The sequence below is a fragment of the Streptomyces sp. NPDC004838 genome (assembly GCF_053600955.1).
On record NZ_JBSGAW010000008.1, the window covers coordinates 97,545 to 123,693 of the forward strand.

A 26,149-nucleotide genomic window follows, 5' to 3' on the forward strand; every position below is an offset into this window, starting at 1 on the left:
CAGGCTCTAACCGAGAAGCGTCGCGATGCTCTCTGTCGCAAGTGAGTCCACTCGCATAGCCACTGACTCGTCGAGGTCTACTCCTGTAGAAGCAAGGTACGCCAGGAGTGACCCCCGAACAACTGACCTGATGTCGCCCGCTCCGACGTCAATTCCGGCATCTCGAAGGCTCATCAGCCCCTTCGCGGCGGTAGCTAGAGCTTCCTCCACCGAAAGATTCGGATTTCTCGCCCCATCCGCAGCCCGGCGACACACCACCACGCTATCGAGGTTAGAGGGCTCCCGAGCTCCGGATTTGACGATACTGGTAGCCATCTCCCCCTTCACCGGCTGGACAGCTGTCATGACCCAACCGGCGCGACGTAGCGACTCCACTACCTGAATCCATCCGCTGATCCGGGCTTGGTGGAAAGTGAAGGCCAATAGGCCACCCGGCTTCAAGACCCGCGCACACTCATTCCACACAGCCTCGATTGCCTTCCCGAACTCCACCGGGTCGGCATGCTGCACCTCGCCGGATCGACGGGTTGTCACCTCGTCGGAATACTCAGCATACGGCTGCATACGCTGGAGCCAAGCGTGGAAGAAGTCCGCGAGCTCGGCGTAGTGGACGTTGTCCATATAGGGCGGATCAGTAACGATGAGGTCGACCGATCCATTCGGGATGTCCGTATCCGCCGAGTTTCTGGTGGCAACATATACCGATTGACTCTTTGCCGAAACAAAGGACTCCCACGAGTCGCAGATACTCGCACCCAGCGACTTGGACACTCCGGTGACGCGCTCGATACCTGTTCCGTGGTCAACCAGGTCAACGGGTTTCATCTTGTACTCGTGGGCGCGATGCAAGCGACTCTTGTAAAGCGTAGAGAACGCACCCGAGGACTGTGATGTGCCCCAGGGGTGCGCTTCCAACGGAGTCCGTTCCGGCTTCAGGATGTGATGGCTGAACATATGCCTGACGGCACCTGTACCCTCACCCTTGAACGACGTGAATAGGTTATTAAACTCCAGCGTTCCGGAAAAAAGAGTGCAAAGAGCTTCGCGTTCTGCCATTGGCCCACCCAAGTCGCGAATCGCCGTCGCGATGAGTGACAGCGAAACCAACTGACGGGCATTGAAGAAGTCGCGCCATTCGCGAAAATTCCACTTCAGGGCCTGGCCAGTGTTGTTACCAGGGGCGAGCTCTCCACGTGGAAGCACGGCAGACTCCGGCAGGCCAGCGAGCTTCTCAATGCACTCGTCATAGAGCTTCCGATCCCACTCAGTGATGGATTCATAACTCTTTGACTTATCCGAGTTGGCCACCATTTTGGCGTACATCTCGTATCCCGGTCGTGCACCGCTGAGGGCGCTGAGGATTCTAAAGCTGTGGCCCTGACGACACGTCGCTGACTGACGCTGCACCGCGCCGCGCCGACTAATCACGTGACCATTCGGACACATTTCAGTATCGAAATCGTACCGACTCTCCTGAACAGCAAGGCACTCGGGACAGACAATCTGCGCCTTGGGCACTCGCTTCGGGTACGCGTTCTTGGAGAAAACTGGCGAATCAAACAAGCGCACAACGTCGGAGCAGTCGGGACATTCGGCGGTCGCAACCCAAAAGTAGTAGAGAACGGTCCTTCCGTCCTCTGTTCGATGGAGCCGATCGACCTCTGATCGACAGGCCAACTCAACCGCCTTGTAGGCCGCTTCCAGCGCCCTCCGGTCCCAAGGCTGAACAGCTTGGCGCTGGACTAGCGTTGCCACAGGGTTGATGTCAAAACAAACAGCTTTAGCTCCGAGTTTGAGGGCTTCCACACCAGTCACGCCGGAGCCAGAGAACGGGTCGAGGACAACGGCACCCGCTAGGTCGAGCGACGATCCGTAAGCCGCCGCGGCATCGCCTCCATCAGGCGTCGTCGCCGATGTGAGAATGCCCCGAAAGACGGTGCCCAGGCGCTTAGCCCACCATTTGTGGGTACTGGTGGCAGGGCGGTGCACCTCCTTGCGCCACGACTCCTGTGTGCCAACCCTGCTAAGCATCGCAGCCGGAAATGTGGACTCCAGGCTGGTGCGCACTGGCACTGCAGATGTCACCACGATCGCGCCCCTGCGAGAGAGACCGTCTTGGCGTCGCCAGCGCCGCGCGAGCGATATGCACGAAAACTGTGAACCTTGCCGGCATTGGGGTTGGGTGCCTTGTGCGTCACCATCTCATTGGTCTGAAGGTTGAACTCGTATGACACGACGACCTCGTCAACCTCGATCCGGTCGAGCTCGCCCACCTGGACAAGGGCGCCCGACTGTGGCTGGAAGCTGGCAGGAACGATCAAAGTCGCGAGCCCGGCAGTGCCAGAAACCAGTGCGAACGGTGTTGGTACGACGTACATCTTGCGATCTCGAACCAGGATGTCGCCATATGAGCCGAAGCCACGGAATGACTTGTTTTTGTGGACATACTCACTATCGGCGTTGAGGAAGCTCCCGTGGCACACCACTAGATCCACGACCGGGTACTCATCGATACCACGCTCTGACTTAGGGTAGCGACCAAACGCATAGAAAACCTCGCGCCCGCCGTGGTTGCCGGTGGGGACCTGGGAGTTGGAGTCGTAATCGGCTTCACGCCCCGGGAACTCCAACCCCTTAACCTCGTACCCCTCCGGGTGATGAACCAGCCTGAAGTCCGGATAGGTGTTCCGGCCAGGCTCGTCGTACGACAGATCGCATGCCTCGATACGCGCCTGTACCCAGTTCTGGAAGTGGTACTCCTTGTCACTAGCGGAGACCCGCTTGATCAAGTCACCGTTCGCCCGAGCGCGCTCGCACTCCAGAAACACCTGCTCGACCGCGCTCACTGCCACCCTCTATCGCTCTTCCAACCACCCAGACCGCCTCCGCATGGGCAGTCGGCCCAGCCTCTCACAGCGGCAGATGCGACCTGCGAGAACGGCACGAGTCGAACGGCCTCCCGCTCGGTCGGACCGCTCGGCATCCCGAAACTGCAGGCCGGGTGCAGCCCGACCCGAATCGCGAACATACCTTCCGCGCTTGCTGATCCGCTCGTCGTGAGCTGTTCGGAGAAGAGAATGCCGGTGCCGTGGAACAGGGCGCTCCATGAAGGAGCAGCCGGCCCGCTCCCTGGTGCTCGACTCCGAGGCGCTCTCCCTGCTCCTGCGTAACGACCGCAGGATGGCGGCGCGTACGAGGCATCCCGACAGGTCGGGGTCCCCGTCCTGGTGTCCGCGCCAACCATCGTCGAAGCTGTGCAGGAGAAGACCGATCTGCCGCGCTTGACGTGGGTGCTCTCCAGATTGCGGGTGGAACCGGTCAGCCAGGAGGACTCCCTCACTGCAGTGACGCTGCTCCGGGAGGCCAGCGGACTACATGGGCACAGATACGCGATCGACGCCCTCGTCGCCGCGCTCGCGCTCCGCGTTCCGGCCCCCGTGATCGTCCTCACCTCCGACCGCGACGACTGGTCGAAGCTCTGCGGGAGCCGCGTGATCATCAGAGAGGTGTGAGCACCACCGACTACGGGGTCTCTGAATGCACTGGCACCAGTGGCACGCCGAGTACCCGACGGAAAGCAGAACGGGTACATCGCGCCGTCGCGCTTCCTCGAAAGCCTCCGGCGTCCAGGGCCACCAGTCGACCGGATTGTCAGCGTGCTGAAGCAGATAAGGCGAGGTCACACCAGCCAACCGGTTCATAGGGCCCAGCCTCTCACAACGCCCGGCCCGGCCAGTGATGCCCGCACAGGCTTGCCTGCGCTCGCCTTTCGCATCGCTGAGGGAGCTTGCGTACGGGACTGCGGACATCTGGTTCGGAGACGCGGCCTCCTCTGGCGGTAGCCGTGGCAAGCAGGACGGGTCGGCGTCGAACACGTCCTGGCGCTCTTACGATTCGAGCGCCTCGACATCACAGGACAGTAGGTTGAGCTCGGCAGCGCCGGACCTGTCAGGGCTCCTCGAAGGAGGTACACCATGACCGCCGAGATGGTGGTGCCCGAGTGGATGCATACTCCGATCAGCGCGGAGCAGTACGACTCCTGGTCCGAGGAGCAGTGTGCCGGCATCGAGATCGTGGACGGAATGGTCGTTGTAAGCCCGAGCGCGTCCAAACGGCACAACCGGCTCGCCCGCATCCTGGCCAACGCCCTGAACGCGGCAGCGGGCTCGGACTGGAACGCCGACACGGACTTTGACGTCCGCCTGCAAGACGTTCCCCTCACCAACCGCCGTCCGGACGTCGTGGTCTACCGGGCGGAGACCATCGATCTCACGCCCACGCGCCCCGAACACGTGCTCCTGGTCGCCGAGGTGGTGTCGCCCGGCTCGGAGACCACCGACCGGATCGTGAAGGCGGACCAGTACGCCAAGGCCGGCATCCCCTTCTACTGGCGGGTCGAACAGGCCGCCCCCGGGGTGCCGATCATCTACGCCTACGTCCTCGACCCCGCCACCAAGACCTACAGGGACGGCGAGATGATCACCGGCGTGATCAGGGCTGCCGTGCCCTTCCCGGTCGTCGCCGATCTGAGAGTCATCTGACAGTGCCGTGCCTGATCGCGTCACTGTGGAGGTACAGCGGCTGACTGATCCGGTCGGCGATCCGGTAATGCAGCGCCCACAAGCCGCCGACACTGTAATGAATCTTGTCGCACACTGCCGGCATGAAACCGACCCGCGCCGGGATCACCGAGAGCATTTCCGTGTCCATGCCCGCCGACCTGGTCAGTGAGCTGCGCGCACGAGCCGGACGGCGCGGGGTGTCCGGCTGCACCACCGAGGCGGTCCGACACCAGCTCGCCATGGACGGCCACACAGAGATCGTCGCCTCACATGAAGAGGAACACGGCGCGCTCGCAGAGCGGGAGGTCGAAGCCGCGCGCCGCGCGCTGTTCGGGGAGGGGAACTCTCAGGGCGCCGGGCGGGGCGCCGTGTGAAGGAGCGGCCCGCCCGATCCCTGGTGCTCGGCTCCGAGGCGGTTCGGCATGCGCGCGTTCTCGCGTACGGCGTGGGGCGAGGGGGGTAACGAGCCACGGGGGCGGTACACCCGACCGGCCGTACGCGCCCTGTCGGCGGCCACTCCCCGTCACGCCGACGGGTCGTGACCCCGCCTCAGCTGGATGGATTCCTCTGGCGGTTCACGGTGGTTGATCCCGAGACTCCCTCGCGCTCACGGCCGACACGCAGGACACTTGTGTCCGGAAACGGAACCGGACCATGGAGGGGGCTCCTATGCGGGACAGCCATCGGGCCGAAGCCGAGCGGCTGTTGGTACGCGCCGTGGAGGAAGAGACTCGGCGTACGGGCGGACAGGCGGACGCGAGCACACTGCTCGCCCGAGGGAGGGCCGCTCTCGACGCTATGGCCGCGAACGCGGCCGAGGAGTACGCGGTGTACGAAAGGGCGGAGGCCGAGGCGGAGGCGTCCCGGCAGCCGCTGGCGGCGCAGTTCGGGCGGGCGAATCTGTCGGCTCCCCTGCTGGTGACGGCCGTCGCGGCCGTCGCCGCGACGGGGGCGGACTTCGCGCTTGGCACCGGGCCCGGCACGGCGCTCGGCGCGGGGGCGATCGTCGCGGTGGCCGGAGCGGCGGCGACCGTGCTGAAGGTGACCGCGTCCCACTGGCCGGCGGCGCACCGCACGGCCGGGGCACTCGGGCAGCCGGGCGGGGCCGAGCAGTTGAGGCTGCAGTGGCTGACCGCTCTGGACGTACGGGGTATCCGGCCGTTCCTCGATCAGCAGCGGATGCTGACGGCGGCCAAACGGCCGGTCCGGCCGGCGCAGAAGGCCGCCGCACCGCGGCTCAGGGGCGGCGACCGGAGCGCGGCGGCCCGCAGACGGACGGTGCTCGAGCAGTCGTTCGGGCATCTGCCGCTGCCGGAGGGCGCGTTCGCGGGCCGCCGGGACGCCATGAATCAGATCGCGCAGTGGGTGCACGCGGCCCGCGCGTCGACGGAGACGAAGCCGACGATCGTCGTGCTGCACGGGCCTCGGGGCGCGGGCCGCACCACCCTCGCCGTCCGTGCGGCGCACCATCTGAAGGACCAGTTCAGGGGGGCGTGCGTCGTCGATCTGCGCGGCGACAGCGAGCACCCCCTGTCGACGCGGGACGCGCTGCTGCATCTGCTGAACCGGCTGGGCGCGCCGCGTGAGCAGCTGCTGTTCCGCGAGCGGGCTTCGGCGGAGCAGCAGGTGCGCCGGCTGGGCGAGTTGTACCACCAGCATCTGACCGGGCTGCCGGTCACCGTCGTCCTCGACGACGCGAGCGATCCGGCGCAGGTGCGCACGCTGGTGCCGGAGCGTTCGGACAGCCTGGTGCTGGTGACCGCCCGCACTCCCCTCGAACTGCCGGACGACATTCCGGCCTGGGTGCACCGGCTGCCCGTGGACGCGCTGGACGAGGCGGGCGCGGAGGAGTTGCTGCGGGCGGTCGCGGCGGCTCCGGCCGAGGGGCCGTACGACGCCCAGGCAGCCGACCGGATACGGGAGTTGTGCGGCGGGCTGCCTCTCGCGCTGCGGATCGCGGGCTCCTCGCTCGGGTCGCGTACGGCGGAGCGGCTGATCGCCGATCTCGACGCGTACGGGCCGGTCGAACCGGCCGAGCGGGCGCTGTGGCTGCGCTACACCGACCAGCCCGACCAGGCGCGGCGGCTGCTGCGCCGGCTCGCGCTGGCCGGGCGGGCGTCGCTGGGCGCGGCGGCGGCGGCAGCGCTGCTGGGGACGGACGAGCAGGAGTCGGAGCGGCTGCTGCGGGAGCTGGCGGACGCGGGGCTGATCGACAGGGTGCGGTCCAGCCGCTACCGGCTCCACGATGTCGTACGGGCCTTCGCCAGGGCCCGGCTCCTCGACGAGGAGGAGGCGTCGGAGCGTACGGCCGCGCAGGAGCGGCTGATACAGAACTACGCGGACCTCGCGGGGGCCGTGATCCGGATGGTCGACGGCAAACTCTCCACGCGGGCCGGGAAGTTCGGGGCACACGGCTTCTCCTCGCTGGAATCCGCGCTGCGCTGGCTCGACGACGAGTCCAGCTTCATCACCTCCGCGCTGCGGTACGCGGAGGGGGTCGATCAGCAGACCGTACTGGGACTCCTCGGCGCGCTCGCCGACTACTGCCTGCTGCGGGGCGACCTCTACCGGCTCGGGGAGATCAGCGAGCTGTCCCAGGCGGTCGACAAGGGGCTGCTGGAGCGTGCCGTACAGCTGCGTACGGGCATCGCCGCCCGTCAGCTCGGTGAGCTGGACAAGGCGCGCACGACCCTCTCGTCGGTCGTCGGCCTCTACCGGGAGGCGCAGAACGAGGCCGGGGCCGCGCTCGCGCTCTGCTCGCTCGGGATCACCCTGCACCATCAGGGCAATCTCACCGAGGCGGCGGCGAAGCTGAACGAGGCGATCGAGGCGCAGTCGTCGCCGGAGCAGGCGGAGGACCGGGCGTGGTCGCTGCACGCGCTCGCCGCCGTACGACGGGATCAGGCCAATCTCGCGGAGGCGCTGACGCTGCTGGCGACGGCGCTGGAGCTGCACCGGGAGGGCGAGTCGCTCCACGGCGAGGCGTGGACGCACTTCCAGCTGGGGCAGGTCTGTCTGCGGATGGGCGATGTGCCGCGCGCGGAGTCGGAGCTGCGGACGGCGCTGGAGCAGTACGGGCGTACGCGGGACGAGCGCGGTGAGGCGTGGGCGCTGACGCAGCTGGCGCGCGCCCGGCTGGTGGACGGCGAGCCGAACTCGGCGGTGGACCGGCTGCGGGAGGCGCTCTCCCGGCACCGGGACAACGAGGACGCGCGCGGTGAGGCGTGGACGCTGTACTACCTGGGACAGGCGCTGGAGGAGTCCGGCGACCGCGACCAGGCGGTACGGGAGCTGGAGCGGGCCCGGACGATGTTCTCGCGGATGCGGGACGTGTACGGGCTGGCCTGCGCCCGCCATCACTCGGGGCGCGTCACCCGCGACCAGCGCGCGGCCCAGACGGGCAACCTCCGCAACTCCGGCTTCGCCCGTCAGCTCCTGGTGGACGCCCGCGCCGACTTCCGCCGCATCGGGGTGGAGCACGGCGAGGCGTGGACGTGTCTGGAACTCGCCCTGATCGACGCGGGCAACAGCCGTCCGGCACAGGCGCTGACGCTGTGCGACGAGGCGCTGGAACTGTTCACTTCGTACCACGACGACCGCGGGGCCGACTGGGCCCGCTTTCTGCGCTGCACCCTGCTTCCGTACGCCTCTCCCGGCGGTACGGAGGTGGGCACGATCGTCGCCCAGGAGGAGCTGTCCCGGCTGATCGGCGACCGTCACGCCACTCGCGACGGCAAGCTGGAGGACTGCGCGGAGGCGTTCTCCGTGATGCTGGCCCGAGGTGTGCGGCTGGAGGACGGCTGGCAGGCGTGGACGCTGGGCCTCGTGCCGAACCGGCACGCGCGGGAGGTGATGGGCGTTCCGGTGGCGACGCCGACGTAAGCCGGGGCGGGTGAGCCGGGGCAGGTGCGTGGTCGCTGGGCCGTGGCAGGTGCGTGGTCGCTGGGCCGTGGCGGGTGCGGGGCCGACAGGCCGGGGCGGGGCTGGTGGCCGGGGCGGAGCTCCGGCCCGGCCCCGCGTACGCCGGACGTCCGTCCCGGTCCAGGACGGGGACCCCCGGGTCGCCGACGTCACTCCCCCGTGTCACGCGAGCACCGGAAGGCCGGGGTTCGCACCGGGGGCCGCCAGCGGTGGACGTGCCGGGGCCGAACCGGCGGCGGCGACCCGTGAACGTACGCCCGTACGCCCTGCCCCGCGGCCCGGAGCCCTGAGTCTGACGTCGGGGGCCCGGAGACGCGCTGCCAGGGGCATCCGCCGCCGGGTCCTGCGCCGGGCCTGTGCCCGGCTCCGCCGTCTATGCCTTCGTCTTCGCCTCTGGCAGGGTCGTCCGCGGGCTGCGGTCCGAGGCCGGGGCCTCCTCGAAGTCGACCCGGCCCATGTGCCGGGACATCGACTTCATGAGGAGCCACACGCCCACGGCCATCGCCGCGAAGACGAGGAAGCCGAGGACACCCGGAGTGACCTTGTTCGGGTCGATCTCCTTGGCCAGGGTCACCGCGTGCGTCATTGCGAGATCTGCGCTTGCGCTCATATCAGGCATTGTCGCGGATGCCCGCGAAGAGGTCGTCCTCGGGGAGGGAGGTATCGACCAGAGACGTCACCAGCTCGTACTCCTCCGTCGGCCAGATCTCCTTCTGGATCTCCATCGGCACATGGAACCACCCCCCGTCCGGATCGATCTGCGTCGCATGCGCGATGAGGGCTTTGTCACGGATCTCGAAGAAGTCGGCGCAGGGGACGTACGTGGTCAGCGTGCGCTCGGCGCGCTCGAACTCCTTCCAGCGCTCCAGCCACTCCCCGTACGGCGAGTCCAGGCCGCGCTCCAGGAGCGCCTCGTGGAGCGCGACCGTACGCGGCCGGTTGAAGCCCTGGTTGTAGTACAGCTTCCGCGGCTGCCAGACCGGGCCGAACACGGACTCGGGAAAGCGCTCCGGATCCGCGGCGCCCTCGAAGGCCGCCATCGTGATCTTGTGGGTCATGATGTGGTCGGGGTGCGGATAGCCGCCGTTCTCGTCGTACGTCGTGATCACCTGCGGGCGGAACGAGCGGATCGACCGGACCAGCCGGCCCGCCGCGCTCTCCACGTCCTCCAGCGCGAAGCAGCCCTCGGGCAGCGGCGGCAGCGGGTCGCCCTCGGGCAGCCCGGAGTCGACGAAGCCGAGCCACTCCTGACCGACGCCGAGGATCTCGCGGGCCTCGTCCATCTCCTTCTTGCGGACCTCGTGGATGTTCTCCTCGATATAGGCGTCGCCCTGGAGTTTCGGGTTGAGGATGGAGCCGCGCTCGCCTCCCGTGCAGGTCACGACCAGCACGTCCACCCCCTCGGACACATACTTGGCCATCGTGGCCGCGCCCTTGCTCGACTCGTCGTCGGGGTGGGCGTGAACGGCCATCAGTCGCAGCTGCTCAGTCAAGACTGGATCCTCAGTGATTCGTCGCAAAATGTCGGTGTGGTCCCGTAGGGACAGGGTGGAAACATCGATGAGGGGCGGTGGCGTGGTGCCGGGAGGGCGTCTCTATAGTGACCGAATCGGGGGACGGAAAATTCCGTGGGTCCCACCGGGGATCCAGTCCGAGAGGAATGACCATGGTCGGCGTGCGAGAGCAGCTTCCCGAGGGCCGGTACGGCCGCTCGGCCGACCAGCGCTCCGACCGACGGCTGAAGATCGTGGGCGCCGTCCTGGGCGTGGGTCTGATCGGCATGGTCGGCTGGTTCGGTTACGACTATGTGGCCGGGCAGCGGATCAGCGCCGAAATGATCAAATTCTCGGTCGCATCGGACTCCGAGGTCCAGGTGCATCTGGAGATCCGGAAGAACGCGGATTCCACCGGCACCTGCACGGTGCGTTCCCGTGCCGAGGACGGCGCGGAAGTGGGGCGGCTGGAAGTCGCCGTCGATCAGCGGGGCGAGTCCCGGATCGACCAGGTGGTCAAAATCCGGACGACTGGCCGGGCCACCACCGCGGAGCTGGTGCAGTGCACCTCCACATAGCCGTCTGAGCGGCTGTCCGCGGGGGCCGAGGGACCGGCCGTCGATCGGGCCATCGGGAAAAATCACCGCGGTTCGGCAGCGGATCATTGTCTGACCTGCTCTGACGCGATTCTCACGGCATTTGTTCTCCCCCTTTCCCCACGAAATTGTTAGGGTCGTGGTTTCGCCCTTCCATGAAGGCACATCCTTCTGGGTAGGGCGTTGCTTTGTATCCCAGTACCTACGAGGAGCACCTGTGACCCAGACCAGTGAAAACGTCACCTGGCTTACCCAGGAGGCGTACAACCAGCTCAAGGCCGAGCTGGCGTATCTGTCTGGTCCCGCGCGCACCGAGATCGCCAAGAAGATCGAGGCGGCTCGCGAAGAGGGCGACCTGCGGGAGAACGGCGGGTACCACGCGGCCAAGGAGGAGCAGGGCAAGCAGGAGCTCCGTGTGCGCCAGCTGACCCAGCTCCTGGACACCGCGAAGGTCGGTGAGGCCCCGCCGGACGACGGCATCGTGGAGCCCGGCATGGTCGTGACGATCGCCTTCGACGGCGACGAGGACGACACGCTGACGTTCCTGATGGCGTCCCGTGAGTACGCGAGCGCCACCGTCGAGACGTACTCCCCGCAGTCGCCCCTCGGCACCGGAGTGAACGGCAAGAAGGTCGGCGACATCGCCGAGTACGAGCTGCCGAACGGCAGGACGGCCTCCGTGAAGATCCTCGCGGCCAAGCCGTACACCGGCTGACGCCGGACCGCCCGGCCCCGCCCGCGCCGAGAGCCCTCCCGCAGGAAGGGCCGGGGCGAGCGACGGGCTGGTAGCACGAAGGGGCCGGTAGCACGAAGGGGCCGGTAGCACGAAGGGGGCCGGACCGCATGACGCGGTCCGGCCCTTCGGCGTGCCCGGACGTCCCCCCGGAGAGCCGGACGTCCCGGAGAGCCAGGCGTCCGGATCCGTCAGGAGGCGGCCGAGCGGTACTTGCGCACCGCCAGGGTGCGGAAAACCAGCAGAATCAGCGCGGACCAGAGCAGCGACGCCAGGATCGGGTGCTGCATGGGCCAGGCGTCCGACGTCTCGAATCCCGGCGGCAGATTGCCGAACAGCTCCCGGCACGCCTGGACGGTGGCGCTGAACGGGTTCCATTCCGCGATGGTGCGCAGGAAGGTCGGCATCTGGTTGGCGTCCACGAAGGCGTTCGAGATGAACGTCAACGGGAACAGCCAGATCAGTCCGCCGGAGGTGGCGGCCTCGGGGGTCCGCACGCTGAGTCCGATCAGGGCGCCGATCCAGGAGAACGCGTATCCGAGGAACAGCAGCAGGAGGAAGCCGAGGAGGACCTTGCCCACGTTCTCGTGGACGCGCCAGCCGACGATCAGCGCGACGACGGCGAGGACGGCGAGGGTGAGCGCGGTCTGTACGAGGTCGGCGAGCGTACGGCCGGTGAGGACCGCTCCACGGGCCATGGGAAGTGACCTGAAGCGGTCGATGAGGCCCTTCTGCATATCGTCGGCGATGCCCGCGCCCGCGCCGGCGGTGGCGAAGGTCACGGTCTGGGCGAAGATGCCCGCCATCAGGAACTCGCGGTACGCCTGGACGGAGTCGGAGCCGCCGACCCGGATGGAGCCGCCGAAGACGTAGGTGAACAGCACGACGAACATGATCGGCTGGATCAACCCGAAGATGATCATCTCCGGGATGCGGGTCATCCTGATCAGATTGCGCCGGGCGACCACGAGCGAGTCGTTGACCGACTGCACGATGCCGCCGCGGGGCTTGGGAGCCACGAGCTTGACGGCTTCCGTAGTGGTGGTCACTTCGCGGTCTCCTTACGGGACTTGCGGCCCTTGCGGCCCTGGGCGTCCTCGGGAACGGCATCGGACTCCTCCCGCTCGATCTCCGCGGCGTGGCCGGTGAGCGAGATGAAGACGTCGTCGAGGGTGGGGCGGCGCAGGCCGATGTCGTCGATCTCCACGCCTCGGGTGTCCAGATCGCGGATGACCTCGGCGAGGAGCTTGGCGCCGCCCGTGACGGGGACGGTGAGCTTGCGGGTGTGCTCGGCGATGGAGACCTCGCCCTTGCCGAGGGTCAGCAGCACCTCGCGCGCGGGGGCGATCTGGTCCCTCTCGTGCACGATGACCTCGACGCGCTCGCCGCCGGTCTGGTCCTTGAGCTGGTCGGCGGTGCCGCGGGCGATGACCCTGCCGTGGTCGACGACGCAGATGGTGTCGGCGAGGTGGTCGGCCTCTTCGAGGTACTGGGTGGTCAGCAGCAGGGTCGTACCGCTGTGGACCAGTTCCTGGATGACCGACCACAGCTGCTGCCGGTTGCGCGGGTCGAGTCCGGTGGTCGGCTCGTCCATGAACATCACGGGCGGGGAGACGACCAGGGCCGCGGCGAGGTCGAGGCGGCGGCGCATGCCGCCGGAGTAGGTCTTGGCGGGCCGGTCGGCGGCGTCCGCGAGGTTGAAGCGCTCCAGCAGCTCGACGGCACGGGCCTTCGCGTCACGGGAGCTCATCTGGTAGAGCTGGCCGACCATATGGAGGTTCTCGCGGCCGGTCAGATACTCGTCGACCGCCGCGAACTGGCCGGAGAGGCCGATGGAGCGGCGGACCTCGTTCGGCTGCTTGAGGACGTCGAGTCCGCCGACGACGGCCCTGCCGCTGTCGGGCTTGAGCAGGGTGGTCAGAACACGGACGGTGGTGGTCTTGCCGGCGCCGTTCGGGCCGAGAAGCCCCAGAACCGTGCCTTCGGGGACGTCGAGATCGACGCCGTCCAGAGCCTTTACGTCGCCGAACGTCTTCACGAGACCTTCGGCGTAAATGGCACCTGGCATAGGGGTCTCCCAGGGTGGTGGCAGGTAACTTACGTCGACTTCGCCGCATGCGGTCTGCGCGGTGCATGCGGTCTGTGGTGCGGGTGGTGCGGGGTGGTGCTTGTCGTGCGGGGTCGTGCTTGTCGTGCGGGGTGGTGCGTGTCGTACGTGCGGGGGAGCGCGGAGTGGCCGCGGTGGCGGTCCCACCAGGGCGCCGAAATCGGTTGAGCGGCCGGACGGCGCCGGGTGCTGTGCCGGTGCGGCCACAGTCGCGCATCCCGTACAGGACCCATCAGATGTACAGGTTTGTAGTTTTTCTTGGCAATTTTTCATATGCCCGGAGCGTCATGGGGCCGCCTGACAGGGGCACGGCGAGTCACACCGTATCGCGATGTATCGCGTCACTCAAGAGGTTGGTGCAACGCGATACATCGTGCAGCCGTCACACATCGCGCAACCGCCAAGGAGTGAAAGACCCTCGCCCCCGACCACCGCACCTCCGGCGCGGTGTCCCCCGGCACCCCGCGCCGACTCCTGACAGCCCGCACCGACTCCTGACAGCCGGCGGCTGCCGCCCGGATCCCCGCACCCGGCGGCTGACGCACAGCCGTCGGCCGTCAGTCCTCGGACAGGACCGTGTACCCCGCCTCGCGCAGCGCCGCCGCGACCTCGTCGCAGTGCTCCGGGCCCTTGGTCTCCAGCTGTAGTTCCACCTCCACCTCGGTGAGCCCGAGCCGCGGATCGGTCCGCACATGACTCACGTCGAGCACGTTAGCGTCGAGCACTGACAGTGCCGCCAACAGTGCGGCGAGGGCCCCCGGCCGGTCCGTCAGCCGGAGCCGCAGCGAGAGATAGCGCCCTGCCGCGGCCATCCCGTGCCTCAGAATCCGCTGCATCAGCAGCGGATCCACATTGCCGCCCGACAGCACGGCGACGACGGGCCCCTTGAACGCCCCCGGCTCACTCAGCAGCGCCGCCACCGGGCTCGCCCCGGCCGGTTCGACCACGAGCTTGGCCCGCTCCAGACAGAGCAGCAGCGCGCTGGAGAGCGCGTCCTCGCTCACCGTACGGACCTCGTCGACCAAGTCGCCAATGATTTTGAAGGGCAGGTCTCCGGGGCGGCCCACCTTGATGCCGTCCGCCATCGTGACCGGCGCGTCGATGGAGACCGGACGCCCCGCCACCAGCGAGGGCGGATACGCCGCCGCGCCCTCCGCCTGCACCCCGACCACCCGCACATCGGGCCGTACCGCCTTCACCGCGACCGCGATGCCCGCCGCCAGACCGCCGCCCCCGATGCCGACGACGATCGTGCGCACCTCGGGGCACTGCTCAAGGATCTCCAGACCGACGGTGCCCTGTCCGGCGATGACGTCGGGGTGGTCGAACGGGTGGATGAGGACCGCGCCCGCCTCCCGCGCGTACTCCTCGGCGGCCTGAAGGGTCTCTTCGATCACCTGCCCGCGCAGCCGCACCTCCGCGCCGTACTCCCGTGTCGCCGCCACCTTCGGCAGCGGGGCTCCCACCGGCATGAACACGGTCGAGCGCACTCCGAGCAGCGACGAGGCGAGCGCTACCCCCTGCGCGTGATTTCCGGCCGAGGCGGCGACCACGCCCGCCGCCCGCTCCTCCGGGCGGAGCCCCGAGATGCGCACATACGCGCCGCGCAGCTTGAAGGAGCCGGTGCGCTGGAGGTTCTCGCACTTGAGGTGCACAGGAGCCCCCACCAGCTGGGAGAGATGCCTGCTGCTCTCCATCGCGGTGGTCCGCGCGATCCCGGAGAGCATCTTCTGCGCCCCCCGGATGTCATCGAGAATGACGGGACGGAAGGTGCGGGACGGGCTGAAGCTCATGCCACCCAGTCTCGCAGCTCAAGCAGGGCGCGTTCGCCCTCATTTCGCGCCTCCGCGCGCTTCCGTACCGCTTCTTTGCCGGTTTCCTCAGGTCCCGTACGGACTGCCCCGGGGCCGCGTACTCTGTCCCCCACCAATCGACCGCCCCCGCACGAGAGAGCCCTTTGCCATGCCCACTTCTCAGGACATGACGACCCGTCTAGACCCCGGCCTCCTCGATGCTCTCCAGCACCAGGTCGCCCTGTTCGCGCGCCGTGCGGAACAGACCCGGCTCGGTGGGGTCGGGCAGGTTCGCAATTCGATGGACCGCGCCGCGTATTTGCTGCTCAACCGGCTCGACCGGGAAGGACCGATGGGCGTGAAGGCGCTCGCGGCGGGGATGGGGATCGACTCGTCGACCGTCACCCGCCAGGTCGCCCCCCTGGTCGACACCGGCTTGGTCAAGCGCACCTCGCACCCCGAGGACGGTCGCGCCGTCGTCCTTCAGCTCTCCCCGCGCGGGCAGGCCCGCCTGGAGGAGGTCCGCTCCTCACGGCGAGCGTTGATGGAGCGGGTGACGGACGGCTGGACGGAGCACGAGCGGGAGTCGTTCACCTCCTTGCTCACACGCTTCAACACAGCGTTGTCGGCCCGCCAGGCCGGCACGGAGGGGCCGCCGGCCACGTCATAGCCCGGCAGCCGCAACCGAGGCCGTCCGGTACCGGATCCGGCCGAGGCCCGGCAGCCACCCGACCACCGACTGACGCCGGCTGATCACCGACCGATTCACCGGCTGGTTCCCGACTGATCAACGACCACAGACCGACCGCCGACTGACCATCGACCGACCACCGACCCAGCCGACAGACCATCCCGGCCACTGTTCATCCGTTCACCCGACAACGGGGACCGCGCGGGCCGAGCCTCTCGCACCGGTACTACGACCCTGGTACGCCGACCACCTGGGTCCACCGGAGTTCCGGCCCGGCCGCGCGCCCCACGCGGGTACGCGCCTCCGCCGGACCCGAGCCGGGCTTCCTTCGGCCGGAGCCGTAGCCCCCGGGTACACACCGGCCCGTACTTCCGTCCGTAGATGCCGTGCCGACGTCTTGACCCGAGCCGCACGCCTGCCTCTATATGAGGACGTGAGCGAGCGACAGGCCGCACGGACGCGTCGCCGCACCCGGGAGTTCGAGGCGTTCGTCGCGGGCGCGGGCGGCCGGCTCCTCCACGCCGCCACCCTGCTCACCGCGGAGCCCCCCGACGACAATCCGCACGCGCGAGCACTGCTGACCGCCGCACTGGCGCGGACCTACGCGCAGTGGGACCGGCTGCGCGGCGAGGACCCGTACAACCGCACCCGGCGGGATCTCGCCGTCGGCTTCGCCCGAGGCGCTTGGCGCTATCACCGGGCGCACGGCGGCGCACTCGACCGGCTCACCCCGCGCGAACGGCTGGTTCTGGTGCTGCGGCTGTACGAAGGGGTGGCCGAGGAACAGACGGCGGCCCTGCTGGGACTCCCGGTGGAACGGACCCGCGCGATCTGTCGCCGCGCGGTCGCCGCAGTGCACCGCCCGGAGCACACGTCCCCGAGACCCGCGCCACGCGGCGCCCCGGCCGAAGCGGTGTGATGAGGAGACGGTTCGACGGAGGGCCGGTGTGATGAGCGGCCAGACCCGCAAGCAGCAGGACGTCCGCCGGATGCTGGCCGCCGGCCGTCCCCCGGCCCCTGCGGACCTGGCGGCCCGCGCGGTGGAACGCGGCACCCGGCTGCTCCGCCGCCGTCGGAGAGCCCGGCTGGCGGCCTGGGCGCTGCTGCTGGCGCTGGTGATCGCGCTCACGGTGTGGCTGGCGGTACGGGAACCCTGGGCGGCGGAACCGTCGACGACGACACCGCCGGTGGAGGGGTATTAGCGAGGCGGTGCGGGCGGTGCGGGCGGGACGGGCGGGCGGGGCTGGACGCGGAGGAGTTGCGGGGAGGACGGGCCGACGTGCTGCCGGGCTGCCGGGCTATCGGCTGTCGGGCTGCCGGGTCGGGTGCGCCCCCGAACCGCCAGGCCGTACCGGGGCCCGTTTCCCCGGCCGGGCAGCGGCCGGAAGCCCGCCCGCGATCCCGCCGCGCCCCGGGGTCCGTACGGCTACGCCAGCGCCTGCTGAAGATCGGCGAGCAGATCGTCGGCCGCCTCGATGCCGACCGACAGCCGGACCAGATCCGCGGGCACCTCCAGCGCGGACCCCGCCACCGACGCGTGCGTCATCCGCCCCGGATGCTCGATCAGCGACTCGACACCGCCGAGGGACTCTCCGAGCGTGAACAGCTTCGCCCGGTTGCAGACCTCGACCGCCGCCTCCTCGCCGCCCGCCACGCGGAACGAGACCATGCCGCCGAAGGACTTCATCTGCTTCGCCGCGATGTCATGACCGGGGTGGTCCGGCAGTCCCGGATAGAGCACGCGGGTCACCTTGGGGTGGCGGGAGAGCATGTCGGCGACCCGCACCGCGTTCTCGCTGTGCCGGTCCATCCGTACGGGCAGGGTCTTGATCCCGCGCAGCACCAGCCACGAGTCGAACGGGCCCGCCACCGCGCCCATCGCGTTCTGGTGGTACGCCAGTTCCTCGCCGACCGTCGCGTCCGCCGCGATCAGCGCACCGCCGACGACGTCCGAATGCCCGCCCATGTACTTGGTGAGGGAGTGCACGACGATGTCCGCGCCGAGCGCGATCGGCTGCTGGAGATAGGGGCTGGCGAAGGTGTTGTCCACCACGAGCAGGGCGTTCGCGCTGTGGGCGACCTCGGCGAGCACCGCGATGTCGGTGATCCCGAGCAGCGGGTTGGACGGGGTCTCGACCCAGACCAGCTTGGTCTTCGGCGTGATGGCCGCCCGGACCGCCGCCGCGTCGGAGGTGTCGGCGACCGACCATTCGACGCCCCACCGCGCGACGACCTTCGCGAAGAGGCGGAAGGTGCCGCCGTACGCGTCGTTCGGAATCACCACGTGGTCACCCGGTGCGAGCAGCGTACGGAGCAGGGCGTCCTCGGCCGCGAGCCCGGACGCGAAGGCGAGCCCGCGCCGGCCGCCCTCCAGCGCCGCCAGATTCTCCTCCAGCGCGGTACGGGTCGGGTTGGCGCTGCGGCTGTACTCGTAGCCGCCGCGCAGCCCGCCCACGCCGTCCTGCTTGTAGGTGGACACCTGGTAGATGGGCGGGACGACCGCGCCGGTCAGCGGATCGGCGGTGTTGCCCGCGTGGATCGCGAGGGTTTCGAGGTTGTCGAAGCTGTGCTGGTGGCTCATGAGGCCCGAGGGTAACGCCGAGGGGGCGCACTCGCGGAACGTGCGATGAGCCGCGCGCCCCTTGGCTGCCGCGGTGGGCGGGGCCTCGCGCTCCCGGTCCGCTCGCGCACACCGCGTCCGCTGTCCGCCCGCGCCCCACCCGCTGTCCGCTCGCGCCCCGCCCTCGGTCCGGCCGGCTCCGCCCGCTGCCGCCCTCGGATGGCGTGGCAGCCCGCTCGTGGCCGGTAACCGGCGCTCTCCGGGACAATGGCGTCATGGAGATTCTCTGGTTCCTGATCGCGATGGGCCTGCTGATCGGCATCCTCGTCCCCTTCGTCCGCCGCAGGCGCTCGCCCCTCCAGGTGGTCGACCCGCGTTCCCCGGACGCGGCGAACCCGGACGACTACGGGTTCCTGCGCCAGGAGGAGCTGGACATCCGGCTGCCGGGCCCCGACCAGGATCTCCTCGATGTGCTCGATGTCGTCCAGCAGACCCAGGACTGGCGGGCGGCGGCCCAGCTGCTCTCCGGCACGCCTGCGGAGGGCGAGGTCCGCTGGCAGCGGGTGCAGGCGTTCGCCGGCGCCGCGTCCCTGGAACTCCGGCAGAAGCCGGGCGTGGGCGGGGCGTGGCTGCGCGCCTGGCGCTCGGACTCCCCCAAGGACGCGGGCGGCGCACAGGTGCACGCGGAGTTCCTGGTGCAGCAGGCGTGGCGTTCCTCGTCGGCGGGCCAGGACGACTTCCGGATCATCCTGGAGGAGGCCCGTACGGTCTCCGCGCAAGCGGCGCTCCTGGCGCCCGGCGACCCCGTTCCGTACATCACGGAACTGGCCGTGGCACGCGGCCTCGGCTACACACACGAACAGTTCGACCAGCTGTGGGCGAAGGTGATCGACCGCGCGCCGACGCACATGGGCGCGCATCTGGCCGCGCTGCACTACTGGTGCGAGAAGTGGCACGGCAGCCGCGAGGAGGCCGACCACTTCGCGACGACGGCCGCGGCCCGCGCACCCCAGGGCTCGCTGCTGGCGTCGCTGCCGCTGTTCGCGGTGCACGAGCACGTCCCCGACCTGGTGCTGGTGCAGAACTTCTACCAGAGCGCGGTCGTCACCAAGGCGGTGGAGGGCGCGCTCTTCGCGGTCCACTCGGCCCGTCCGGGTGACCCGATGCTGGCGCACGTACGCCATCTGCTGGTGAGTTTCCTCGTACGGTCGGAGCGGTGGGCCGAGGCGATGAACCAGTTCGTGTGGGTGGACGGCCACGTGGGCGCGCTGCCGTGGACGCTCAGCGACGACCCGGCGGCGGAGTACACGGTGTACCGGAACCTGGCGGTGGCCGGTTACGAGGCGAACGGCGGCAGCCCGGCCACGCTGCGCCGGTAGCGGCCACGGCTTCCGCGGCAGCGGCCGCAACGGCGGCGGGCGGTCCGGGCGGAGCCTGGCGGCGGGGGGCGGAGCCTTGGCGGCAGGGGTACGCGAGGGGGCGGCCGGGGGCTCCGCTCCCGGTGGGGCCCGACGCTTGCCGGACCGAGGAATTCCACCGCCTCCCGAAGCGTTCCACCCATACCGAAGCGCCCCTGAGGAGGAGCCCGCATGTTCGTGTCCCGCCGCGCCCCCGCCCTCCCCACCCCGGACGAGGCCCTCCCCGGCAGGCCGGACCTCGCCTTCACGGTCCCCGACCGCCACACGGTCCTGGGCAACCCGCTGCTCGGCCCGTACCCCGACGGCCTGGAGGTCGCGGACTTCGCCCTGGGCTGTTTCTGGGGCGCGGAGCGCAAGTTCTGGCAGACCCCCGGCGTCTGGACCACCCTCGTCGGCTACCAGGGCGGCCACACCCCCAACCCCACCTACGAGGAAGCCTGCTCCGGCCTGACCGGCCACACCGAGGCGGTCCGCGTCGTCTTCGACCCCCAGACCGTCTCGTACGAGCAGCTCCTGAAGCTCTTCTGGGAGTCCCACGACCCGACCCAGGGCTTCCGCCAGGGCAACGACGTGGGCACGCAGTACCGCTCGGCGATCTACACCCACTCCCCCGCCCAGACGTCCACGGCGACCGCCTCCCGCGAGGCGTACCAGAAGGTCCTCACGGGCTCGGGCTACGGCGCGATCACCACGGAACTCCTGCCCGCGGAGGACCGGCCCTTCTATCCGGCCGAGGCGTACCACCAGCAGTATCTGGACAAGAACCCGGCCGGGTACTGCGGGATCGGCGGTACGGGGGTGGCCTGCCCGATCGGTGTGGCCAAGGCTGACGGCTGACGGCTGACGGCTGACGGCTGACGGCTGACGCCAGCACGGCACGGCACGACTCAGCACGGCTCAGCGGGCCTTCCCCGAGCTTCACGAACCGCCTGCGCAACCGGCCCCGGCACGGGGGCGTTCCCCCAAGCCCGTGTCGGGCACCGGAGGATCGGTACCGTCGGTGGCGTGTCCGGTGCGCGTCGGCTTGGTCGCCCGCAGTACGCGTGCCGGTGGGTCGCGCGACTGGGGAGCTGATTTTCGGCATGGCGGCTGGTGCTGCTCAAGGATCGAGAGAAGGTTTCACTTCGGCCGAGGCGGCGCGAGTGATGGCTGCCGCTTGTCGGGCCGTGGGGCTCGACGGCAGAGGGGCGGAGTTGATCCGCTTCGGGGAGAACGCGCTGTTCCGGCTGGCGGCTGAGCCGGTGATCGCGCGTATCGCGCGGTCGGTGGAGTATCTGCCGTTCGCGCGCAATGAACTGGCGGTCTCCCGCTGGCTGGCGACTGAGCGGTTTCCGGCCGCTCGGGTCGTCGACGACCTTGAGCAGCCGCTGTCCATCGACGGGCATCCGGTGACCTTCTGGCATCTGATCCGGGGCGCGGACCGGAAGGCCACCTACGGGGAGCTGGGCGCGGTGCTGCGGGATCTGCACACGCTGACACCGCCTGCGGGCCTGGAGCTGCCGCCGTACAACGTGTTCGGGCGTACGGATCTCCGCATCGAGCGGGCCGTGGGCATCTCCGAGGACGACCGGCAGTTCCTGCGCCAGCGGGACCGGGAACTGAGGGCCAAGCACGCGGAGTTACGGTTCGCATCGGCCAAGGGACCCGTCCACGGGGACGCGCATATCCAGAACCTCATGGTGGACACCGAGGGCCGGGTGATCCTGATCGACTTCGAGAACTTCGGCTTCGACCACCCGGAGTGGGACCTGATGGTCACGGCCGTGGAACATCACAGCCTCGGGTGGCAGACGGATACGCAGTACGCCGACTTCGTACGCGAGTACGGGCGCGATCTGCGGGACTGGCCCGGCTACGACACCTTGCGCGGGATCCAGGAGTTCCACATGACCACATGGCTCATGCAGAACGTCACCGAGAACGAGAAGACCGCCGAGGAGTACCGGCGTCGCATCGCCGGGTTGCGCGACGACGACGGCCCACGGGACTGGCACCCCTGGTAGGGCCTACCCGCCGTCGAGCCGGACGAGTGGTCGCGTACCCGCGTTCTGGAAAGGACCGGTGCGTGACCCCACTGCGACCGGCTCGGCAGCATCGGATGCGACTGATGTACGCCGACATGTACGACCGACCACGGCTCGGGAGCACCCGATTCTGCGGTGGTGCGCAGGCCGGAGGCACCGGGGTGATCGTGTGACGCGGTGCGCCGGAACGGGCGGTCGGTAGACTGCGCGCATGGGTTCGTACATGCACTACTTCTTTCTCTGATTCCGGGCGCGGACGCCGTGTTCGAGCAACTCGGCCGACCTCTGTCGGCTCACGAGTGATCGCTCCGCTGCCGTCCGTCTTCGCCCGTTTCGAATGAACCCTCATCTTCGTCATCAGGGAAAGAAGCATGCGCGAACGCGCCCAATTGACCATGAAGGACGTCTCCAAGGCGTACGGCACCCGCCCCGTCCTCGATCAGGTGTCGCTCACCGTCCGGCCCGGCGAACGCGCCGGGGTCATCGGTGAGAACGGCTCCGGGAAGTCCACCCTGCTCCGGCTGATCGCCGGGGCCGATGCCCCCGACAGCGGGGAGATCACCGTCAGCGCACCGGGCGGGACCGGGCATCTCGCCCAGACGCTCGCCCAGACCTTCGGGCTCGGCCCCCGGAACACCGTGCGGGACACCGTCGATGCCGCGCTCGCCGAGCTGCGGGACATCGAGCGGCGGCTGCGGCAGGCCGAGAAGGGCCTCGAAGCCGATCCGGGCGAGGAGGCGCTCAGCGCGTACGGCGATCTGCTGGCCGCCTTCGAGGCGCGCGGCGGATACGAGGCCGACGCCCGCGTCGACGCCGCGCTGCACGGGCTCGGGCTCGCCCGCATCCCCCGCGACCGCGCGCTCGGCACGCTCTCAGGCGGGGAGCAGTCGCGGCTCGCGCTGGCCTGTGTGCTGGCCGCGGCACCCGAGTTGCTGCTGCTCGACGAGCCGACGAATCATCTCGACCGGCAGGCGACCGAGTGGCTGGAAGCCCATCTCAGGGGCCATCGCGGCACGGTGGTCGCCGTCACGCACGACCGGGCGTTCCTCGAACGCGTCGCCACCACCATCCTGGAGGTGGACGGGGACACCCGCGCGGTGCACCGGTACGGCGACGGCTGGGCCGGCTACCGGACCGCCAAGGCCGCCGACCGCCACCGCCGGGAGCGGGAGCATCAGGAGTGGCTGGACGAGCTGGCGCGTACGGAGGAACTGGTCACGGCCGCAGGGCAGCGGCTCGCCTCGACCGGGAAGGATCCGGGCCAGGGGTTCGGCAAGCACCGGCGCTCGCGTGAGGCCAAACTGTCCGGCCGGGTCAGAGCGGCCCGACAGCGGCTGGACCGGCTGCGGCGGGAGCCGGTGGCCGAACCGCCCGAGCCGCTGCGGTTCCGGGCGCGGCCCGTCACGGCAGGCGGCCAGGGGCGGCTCGCCGAGCTGACGGACATCGCCGTCGCGGACCGGCTGCGACTGGACGGCCTCCGGGTGGAGTCCGGGCAGCGGCTGCTGGTGACCGGCCCGAACGGCGCGGGCAAGACGACCCTGCTGCGCGTGCTGGCCGGCGAGCTGAGTCCCGATCGGGGCACGGTCCGCCGTCCGGAACGGGTCAGGGTCGGCTATCTCCCGCAGGAACTGCCGGCCGCACCGTCGCCGCGACCGCTGCTCAGCGCGTACGCCTCGGGCCGGCGCGGGCTTCCCGAGGAGTACGCGGCCGAGTTGCTCGGCCTCGGGCTGTTCCGCGAGGAGGACCTGGCCGTTCCGGTCGCGGCTCTCTCCATCGGGCAGCAGCGGCGGCTCGAACTGGCCCGGCTGCTGGTCTCGCCCGCTGATCTCCTCGTACTCGACGAGCCGACCAACCATGTGGCGCTGAGCCTGGTGGAGGAGTTGGAGGACGCTCTGTCGGCGTACGAGGGCGCGGTCGTCGCGGTCTCGCACGACCGGCGGTTCAGAAGCGGGTTCGGGGGTGAGCGGCTGGAGCTGCGCTCCGGGCGGCGCAGGGCCTGACGAGGACCTGGCCGGGGGCCTGGGCCGGGGGCCTCGCCGGGTTGGTCTCCGGGCCGAGGGGTGGCTTCCGGGCCGGGTCGGGCCTCGGGGGCCTCCCAGTCGGGTCGGCCTCCGGGCCGGAGGGGAACTCCGGGCCGGAGGGTGGCCTGTGAGTCGGGTCTGCCTCCGGGCCAGGGTGCCGGGCTCCCGCGTCGCGTTCGCCGCGCCCCGGCCCGGGCGGTCCCGGCGGGCCCGAGGCCGGAGGCCACAAGCCGCGCTCGGGACCGGCGACATTGCGCCATTAGGGTTTCCGTGTGGGGATCAGTGAACGGCAGGACGAGACGACCGGGCGTACACACGCTGAGGAACACGCGGAAGGAAGCGCGCGGGCTCACGGGCAGGACCGGCCGGAGCGCGGGGAGGGCGAGCGGGAGACCGTGCGGGCCCGGTGGCGGCGTCGGCTCGGCCGCGGCGGTGTCCCGCTCGTCACGACCGCCGTCGTCGTACCGCTGTACGTGCTGTGGGCGGGCTGGCTCGCGACCGGCGGCGGCGATCTCGCGGCCCAGCTGGCGTGGACCGGTTTCACGGAGCGGCACCCGTCGTCCGCGTACAACCTCTCCTGGTACGGCGGGATGCACACCGCCAACTACAGTCTGCTCACTCCCCCGTTGATGGCCCTGTTCGGTGTGCGGGCGGTCTCCGTCGCGGCCGGTCTCGCCGCGACCTGGGCGCTGGCGCGGCTCGTCGGGCGGGGCGGAGTGCCGCACCCGCTGTGGCCCTCGCTCGCCGGGGCGCTCGCGCTCTGGGCCAATATCGCCTCTGGGCGTACCACCTTCGCCCTGGGCGTCGCGATCGGCCTTTTCGCGCTGTTGTCCTTGCGTCGCCCGGCCGTGGCCGCCGTGTGCGCGCTCCTCGCGACGGCGGCCAGTCCGGTCGCCGGCCTCTTCCTCGTCGTCGCGGGGGCCGCGTATCTGCTGGACCGCCGGTGGCGTGAGGCCGTGGCGCTGCTGGTGCCGCCGGCGGTCGTGGTGGGGGCGACGACGCTGCTCTTCCCCTTCAAGGGGGAGATGCCGATGCAGAGCGAGAAGCTGTGGTTGGCGCTCTTCGTCTGCGCGGTCCTGGTCGCCGCCGCGCCGCGCGACTGGCGGATCGTGCGGTACGGAGCGGGGGTGTACGCACTCGGCGTCGTGCTGACCTTCTTCACCCCCTCCCCGATCGGGCGGAACGTCGAGCGGCTGGCGGGGCTCGCGGGGCCGCCGGTACTGCTCGCGGCGGTCCTGGCGACGGTGTCCGCGGCGGGCGGGGCGGCTGCCCTCCTGCGCTCCGGCGGATCCCGGACCGTACTGCTCCGGAGGGTCCCGGTCGCCGTCCTGGTCATCGGTCTGGTGATCAACGCCTACTGGCTGGCCGACAAGACCGAGGACGATCTCGCCGTCTCCAACTCCGTGCCCTCGTGGGCTTCGAACACCGGCGGAGTCGTACGGGAGCTGGAGCGGCTGGGCGCGGACCGTACCCGCGTCGAGGTCGTCCCGGCCCGCGATCACCGTGAGGCGACCGTCCTCGCCCCGCACGTCAACATGGCTCGCGGCTGGAACCGTCAGCTCGACGTGGAGCGCGGGCGGCTGTTCTACGACGGGTCGCTGAGCCCCCGGACCTACCGGGCCTGGCTGAACCACTGGGCGGTCGGCTATGTGGTGCTGCACCACGGGCGGCCCGACGGTCCCGCCGAGGGCGAGGCCGCGATCGTACGGAGTGAGCCGGCGTGGCTGGAGCGGGTCTGGCGGGACGACGACTGGACGATCTACCAGGTGCGGGACGCGGTGCCGCTGGTGTCGCCTCCGGCGTCGGTGGTGCGCGCCGACGCCGCCGAGCTGGTGGTGCGGATGCCGTCCGCCGGGTCGGTGACGGTACGGGTGGCGTACTCGCCGTGGCTCCGGGTCGGCGGCGCGGCGGACGGGGCGTGCCTGCGGCGGGACGGCGAGTGGACGCGGCTGACGGTGGAGCGGGCCGGGGAGTACGTGCTGGACTCGCGTTACCGGTTCCCGCGCTCGGCGGGCTCGGGCTGCTGACCGGCGGGCGAGCCGTCCGGGCCGGGACACCGTGTCGCGGGGCGGCAGCTCCGGGGGCGCCGGCGGACGCACCGGCCCGGCACACGGCCCGACGGGGCTGGCACGGCAGACGACCCGACGGGGCTGGCCCGGCAGGGCCTCATCTGGGCCTGACCTGCGGGTACACGGCCTGGGGCAGCCGTGGGCAGGCCGAATGTCAGTGG

21 protein-coding genes and 2 pseudogenes are annotated in these 26,149 nt (G+C 69.9%); 14 read left to right on the forward strand and 9 right to left on the reverse strand.

The window, feature by feature from the left end; all coding sequences use genetic code 11:
* Window positions 1–6: 6 nt before the first annotated feature.
* Together ACWEFL_RS11720 and ACWEFL_RS11725 are read right to left on the reverse strand one after the other, a co-directional pair.
* Window positions 7–2,067, reverse strand: a complete 2,061-nt coding sequence (locus tag ACWEFL_RS11720) for a DNA methyltransferase (RefSeq protein ID WP_451710586.1) — start codon at window positions 2,065–2,067, stop codon at window positions 7–9.
* Between the two features lie 14 nt (window positions 2,068–2,081).
* A complete protein-coding gene (locus ACWEFL_RS11725; protein WP_451710587.1) occupies window positions 2,082–2,846 on the reverse strand; it encodes a hypothetical protein in 765 nt (254 codons plus the stop codon).
* 259 nt (window positions 2,847–3,105) lie between these two features.
* On the opposite strand from ACWEFL_RS11725, the pseudogene ACWEFL_RS11730 reads away from it, so the two are divergent.
* Window positions 3,106–3,512 (forward strand): annotated as a pseudogene (locus tag ACWEFL_RS11730) (type II toxin-antitoxin system VapC family toxin).
* 18 nt (window positions 3,513–3,530) lie between these two features.
* On the opposite strand, the pseudogene ACWEFL_RS11735 reads toward ACWEFL_RS11730, so the two are convergent.
* Window positions 3,531–3,701 (reverse strand): annotated as a pseudogene (locus tag ACWEFL_RS11735) (DUF255 domain-containing protein); the annotation flags it as partial.
* Between the two features lie 273 nt (window positions 3,702–3,974).
* Here ACWEFL_RS11735 and ACWEFL_RS11740 point away from each other — a divergent pair.
* From ACWEFL_RS11740 to ACWEFL_RS11750, 3 genes are all read left to right on the forward strand, one after another.
* On the forward strand, window positions 3,975–4,541 hold the full coding sequence (locus tag ACWEFL_RS11740) for a Uma2 family endonuclease (protein WP_451710589.1): 567 nt from the start codon (window positions 3,975–3,977) through the stop codon (window positions 4,539–4,541).
* A 122-nt stretch (window positions 4,542–4,663) separates the two neighbouring features.
* Window positions 4,664–4,936: a hypothetical protein gene (locus tag ACWEFL_RS11745; protein ID WP_451710591.1), complete on the forward strand. Its 273-nt coding sequence runs from the start codon at window positions 4,664–4,666 to the stop codon at window positions 4,934–4,936.
* A 295-nt stretch (window positions 4,937–5,231) separates the two neighbouring features.
* Window positions 5,232–8,444 (forward strand): tetratricopeptide repeat protein, encoded by a 3,213-nt coding sequence (locus ACWEFL_RS11750; protein WP_451710592.1) that lies wholly within the window; start codon window positions 5,232–5,234, stop codon window positions 8,442–8,444.
* 412 nt (window positions 8,445–8,856) lie between these two features.
* Here ACWEFL_RS11750 and ACWEFL_RS11755 read toward each other — a convergent pair whose 3' ends face one another.
* Both ACWEFL_RS11755 and mca read right to left on the reverse strand, forming a co-directional pair.
* Window positions 8,857–9,102, reverse strand: coding sequence for a hypothetical protein (locus tag ACWEFL_RS11755; RefSeq protein WP_451710594.1), 246 nt, complete (start codon window positions 9,100–9,102; stop codon window positions 8,857–8,859).
* Window positions 9,095–9,976: a mycothiol conjugate amidase Mca gene (mca, locus tag ACWEFL_RS11760; RefSeq protein WP_451710595.1), complete on the reverse strand. Its 882-nt coding sequence runs from the start codon at window positions 9,974–9,976 to the stop codon at window positions 9,095–9,097. Before mca ends, ACWEFL_RS11755 begins: the two co-directional genes overlap by 8 nt.
* 173 nt (window positions 9,977–10,149) lie before the next feature.
* On the opposite strand from mca, the gene ACWEFL_RS11765 reads away from it, so the two are divergent.
* The gene (locus tag ACWEFL_RS11765; RefSeq protein WP_451710597.1) at window positions 10,150–10,554 is read left to right on the forward strand and encodes a DUF4307 domain-containing protein; all 405 of its coding nucleotides are present in this window, start codon (window positions 10,150–10,152) and stop codon (window positions 10,552–10,554) included.
* A gap of 235 nt (window positions 10,555–10,789) precedes the next feature.
* Window positions 10,790–11,287, forward strand: a complete 498-nt coding sequence (gene greA, locus ACWEFL_RS11770) for a transcription elongation factor GreA (RefSeq protein WP_451710599.1) — start codon at window positions 10,790–10,792, stop codon at window positions 11,285–11,287.
* Between the two features lie 209 nt (window positions 11,288–11,496).
* Here the strand turns inward: greA and ACWEFL_RS11775 are convergent, their stop codons facing one another.
* The 3 genes from ACWEFL_RS11775 to ilvA all read right to left on the reverse strand — a co-directional run bounded on the left by ACWEFL_RS11775 (window position 11,497) and on the right by ilvA (window position 15,205).
* Window positions 11,497–12,354 carry an ABC transporter permease gene (locus ACWEFL_RS11775; RefSeq protein WP_451710601.1) on the reverse strand — a complete coding sequence of 286 codons (858 nt, stop codon included), beginning with the start codon at window positions 12,352–12,354 and terminating at the stop codon, window positions 11,497–11,499.
* Entirely contained in the window at window positions 12,351–13,373 is a 1,023-nt protein-coding gene (locus tag ACWEFL_RS11780; RefSeq protein ID WP_451710603.1) for an ATP-binding cassette domain-containing protein, read from the reverse strand. Before ACWEFL_RS11780 ends, ACWEFL_RS11775 begins: the two co-directional genes overlap by 4 nt.
* Window positions 13,374–13,969: 596 nt before the next feature.
* Window positions 13,970–15,205 carry a threonine ammonia-lyase gene (gene ilvA, locus ACWEFL_RS11785; RefSeq protein ID WP_451710605.1) on the reverse strand — a complete coding sequence of 412 codons (1,236 nt, stop codon included), beginning with the start codon at window positions 15,203–15,205 and terminating at the stop codon, window positions 13,970–13,972.
* A 169-nt stretch (window positions 15,206–15,374) separates the two neighbouring features.
* On the opposite strand from ilvA, the gene ACWEFL_RS11790 reads away from it, so the two are divergent.
* The 3 genes from ACWEFL_RS11790 (at window position 15,375) to ACWEFL_RS11800 (ending at window position 17,098) form a co-directional block, all read left to right on the forward strand.
* A complete protein-coding gene (locus tag ACWEFL_RS11790) occupies window positions 15,375–15,875 on the forward strand; it encodes a MarR family winged helix-turn-helix transcriptional regulator (protein ID WP_451710607.1) in 501 nt (166 codons plus the stop codon).
* A gap of 454 nt (window positions 15,876–16,329) precedes the next feature.
* On the forward strand, window positions 16,330–16,815 hold the full coding sequence (locus tag ACWEFL_RS11795; RefSeq protein ID WP_451710608.1) for a sigma factor-like helix-turn-helix DNA-binding protein: 486 nt from the start codon (window positions 16,330–16,332) through the stop codon (window positions 16,813–16,815).
* Window positions 16,816–16,846: 31 nt separating this feature from the next.
* The gene (locus ACWEFL_RS11800) at window positions 16,847–17,098 is read left to right on the forward strand and encodes a hypothetical protein (RefSeq protein ID WP_451710610.1); all 252 of its coding nucleotides are present in this window, start codon (window positions 16,847–16,849) and stop codon (window positions 17,096–17,098) included.
* A 224-nt stretch (window positions 17,099–17,322) separates the two neighbouring features.
* Here the strand turns inward: ACWEFL_RS11800 and ACWEFL_RS11805 are convergent, their stop codons facing one another.
* Window positions 17,323–18,477 (reverse strand): cystathionine gamma-synthase, encoded by a 1,155-nt coding sequence (locus tag ACWEFL_RS11805; RefSeq protein ID WP_451710612.1) that lies wholly within the window; start codon window positions 18,475–18,477, stop codon window positions 17,323–17,325.
* A 254-nt stretch (window positions 18,478–18,731) separates the two neighbouring features.
* Between ACWEFL_RS11805 and ACWEFL_RS11810 the strand changes: the two genes are divergently transcribed.
* The 5 genes from ACWEFL_RS11810 (at window position 18,732) to ACWEFL_RS11830 (ending at window position 25,946) form a co-directional block, all read left to right on the forward strand.
* Window positions 18,732–19,835 (forward strand): hypothetical protein, encoded by a 1,104-nt coding sequence (locus ACWEFL_RS11810; RefSeq protein WP_451710614.1) that lies wholly within the window; start codon window positions 18,732–18,734, stop codon window positions 19,833–19,835.
* A gap of 210 nt (window positions 19,836–20,045) precedes the next feature.
* The gene (msrA, locus tag ACWEFL_RS11815; protein ID WP_451710616.1) at window positions 20,046–20,711 is read left to right on the forward strand and encodes a peptide-methionine (S)-S-oxide reductase MsrA; all 666 of its coding nucleotides are present in this window, start codon (window positions 20,046–20,048) and stop codon (window positions 20,709–20,711) included.
* A gap of 245 nt (window positions 20,712–20,956) precedes the next feature.
* Window positions 20,957–21,877, forward strand: a complete 921-nt coding sequence (locus ACWEFL_RS11820; RefSeq protein ID WP_451710617.1) for a phosphotransferase enzyme family protein — start codon at window positions 20,957–20,959, stop codon at window positions 21,875–21,877.
* A gap of 392 nt (window positions 21,878–22,269) precedes the next feature.
* Window positions 22,270–23,898 (forward strand): ribosomal protection-like ABC-F family protein, encoded by a 1,629-nt coding sequence (gene abc-f, locus ACWEFL_RS11825; RefSeq protein WP_451710619.1) that lies wholly within the window; start codon window positions 22,270–22,272, stop codon window positions 23,896–23,898.
* Window positions 23,899–24,314: 416 nt separating this feature from the next.
* A complete protein-coding gene (locus tag ACWEFL_RS11830) occupies window positions 24,315–25,946 on the forward strand; it encodes a hypothetical protein (RefSeq protein WP_451710832.1) in 1,632 nt (543 codons plus the stop codon).
* The last annotated feature ends 203 nt before the right edge of the window (window positions 25,947–26,149 follow it).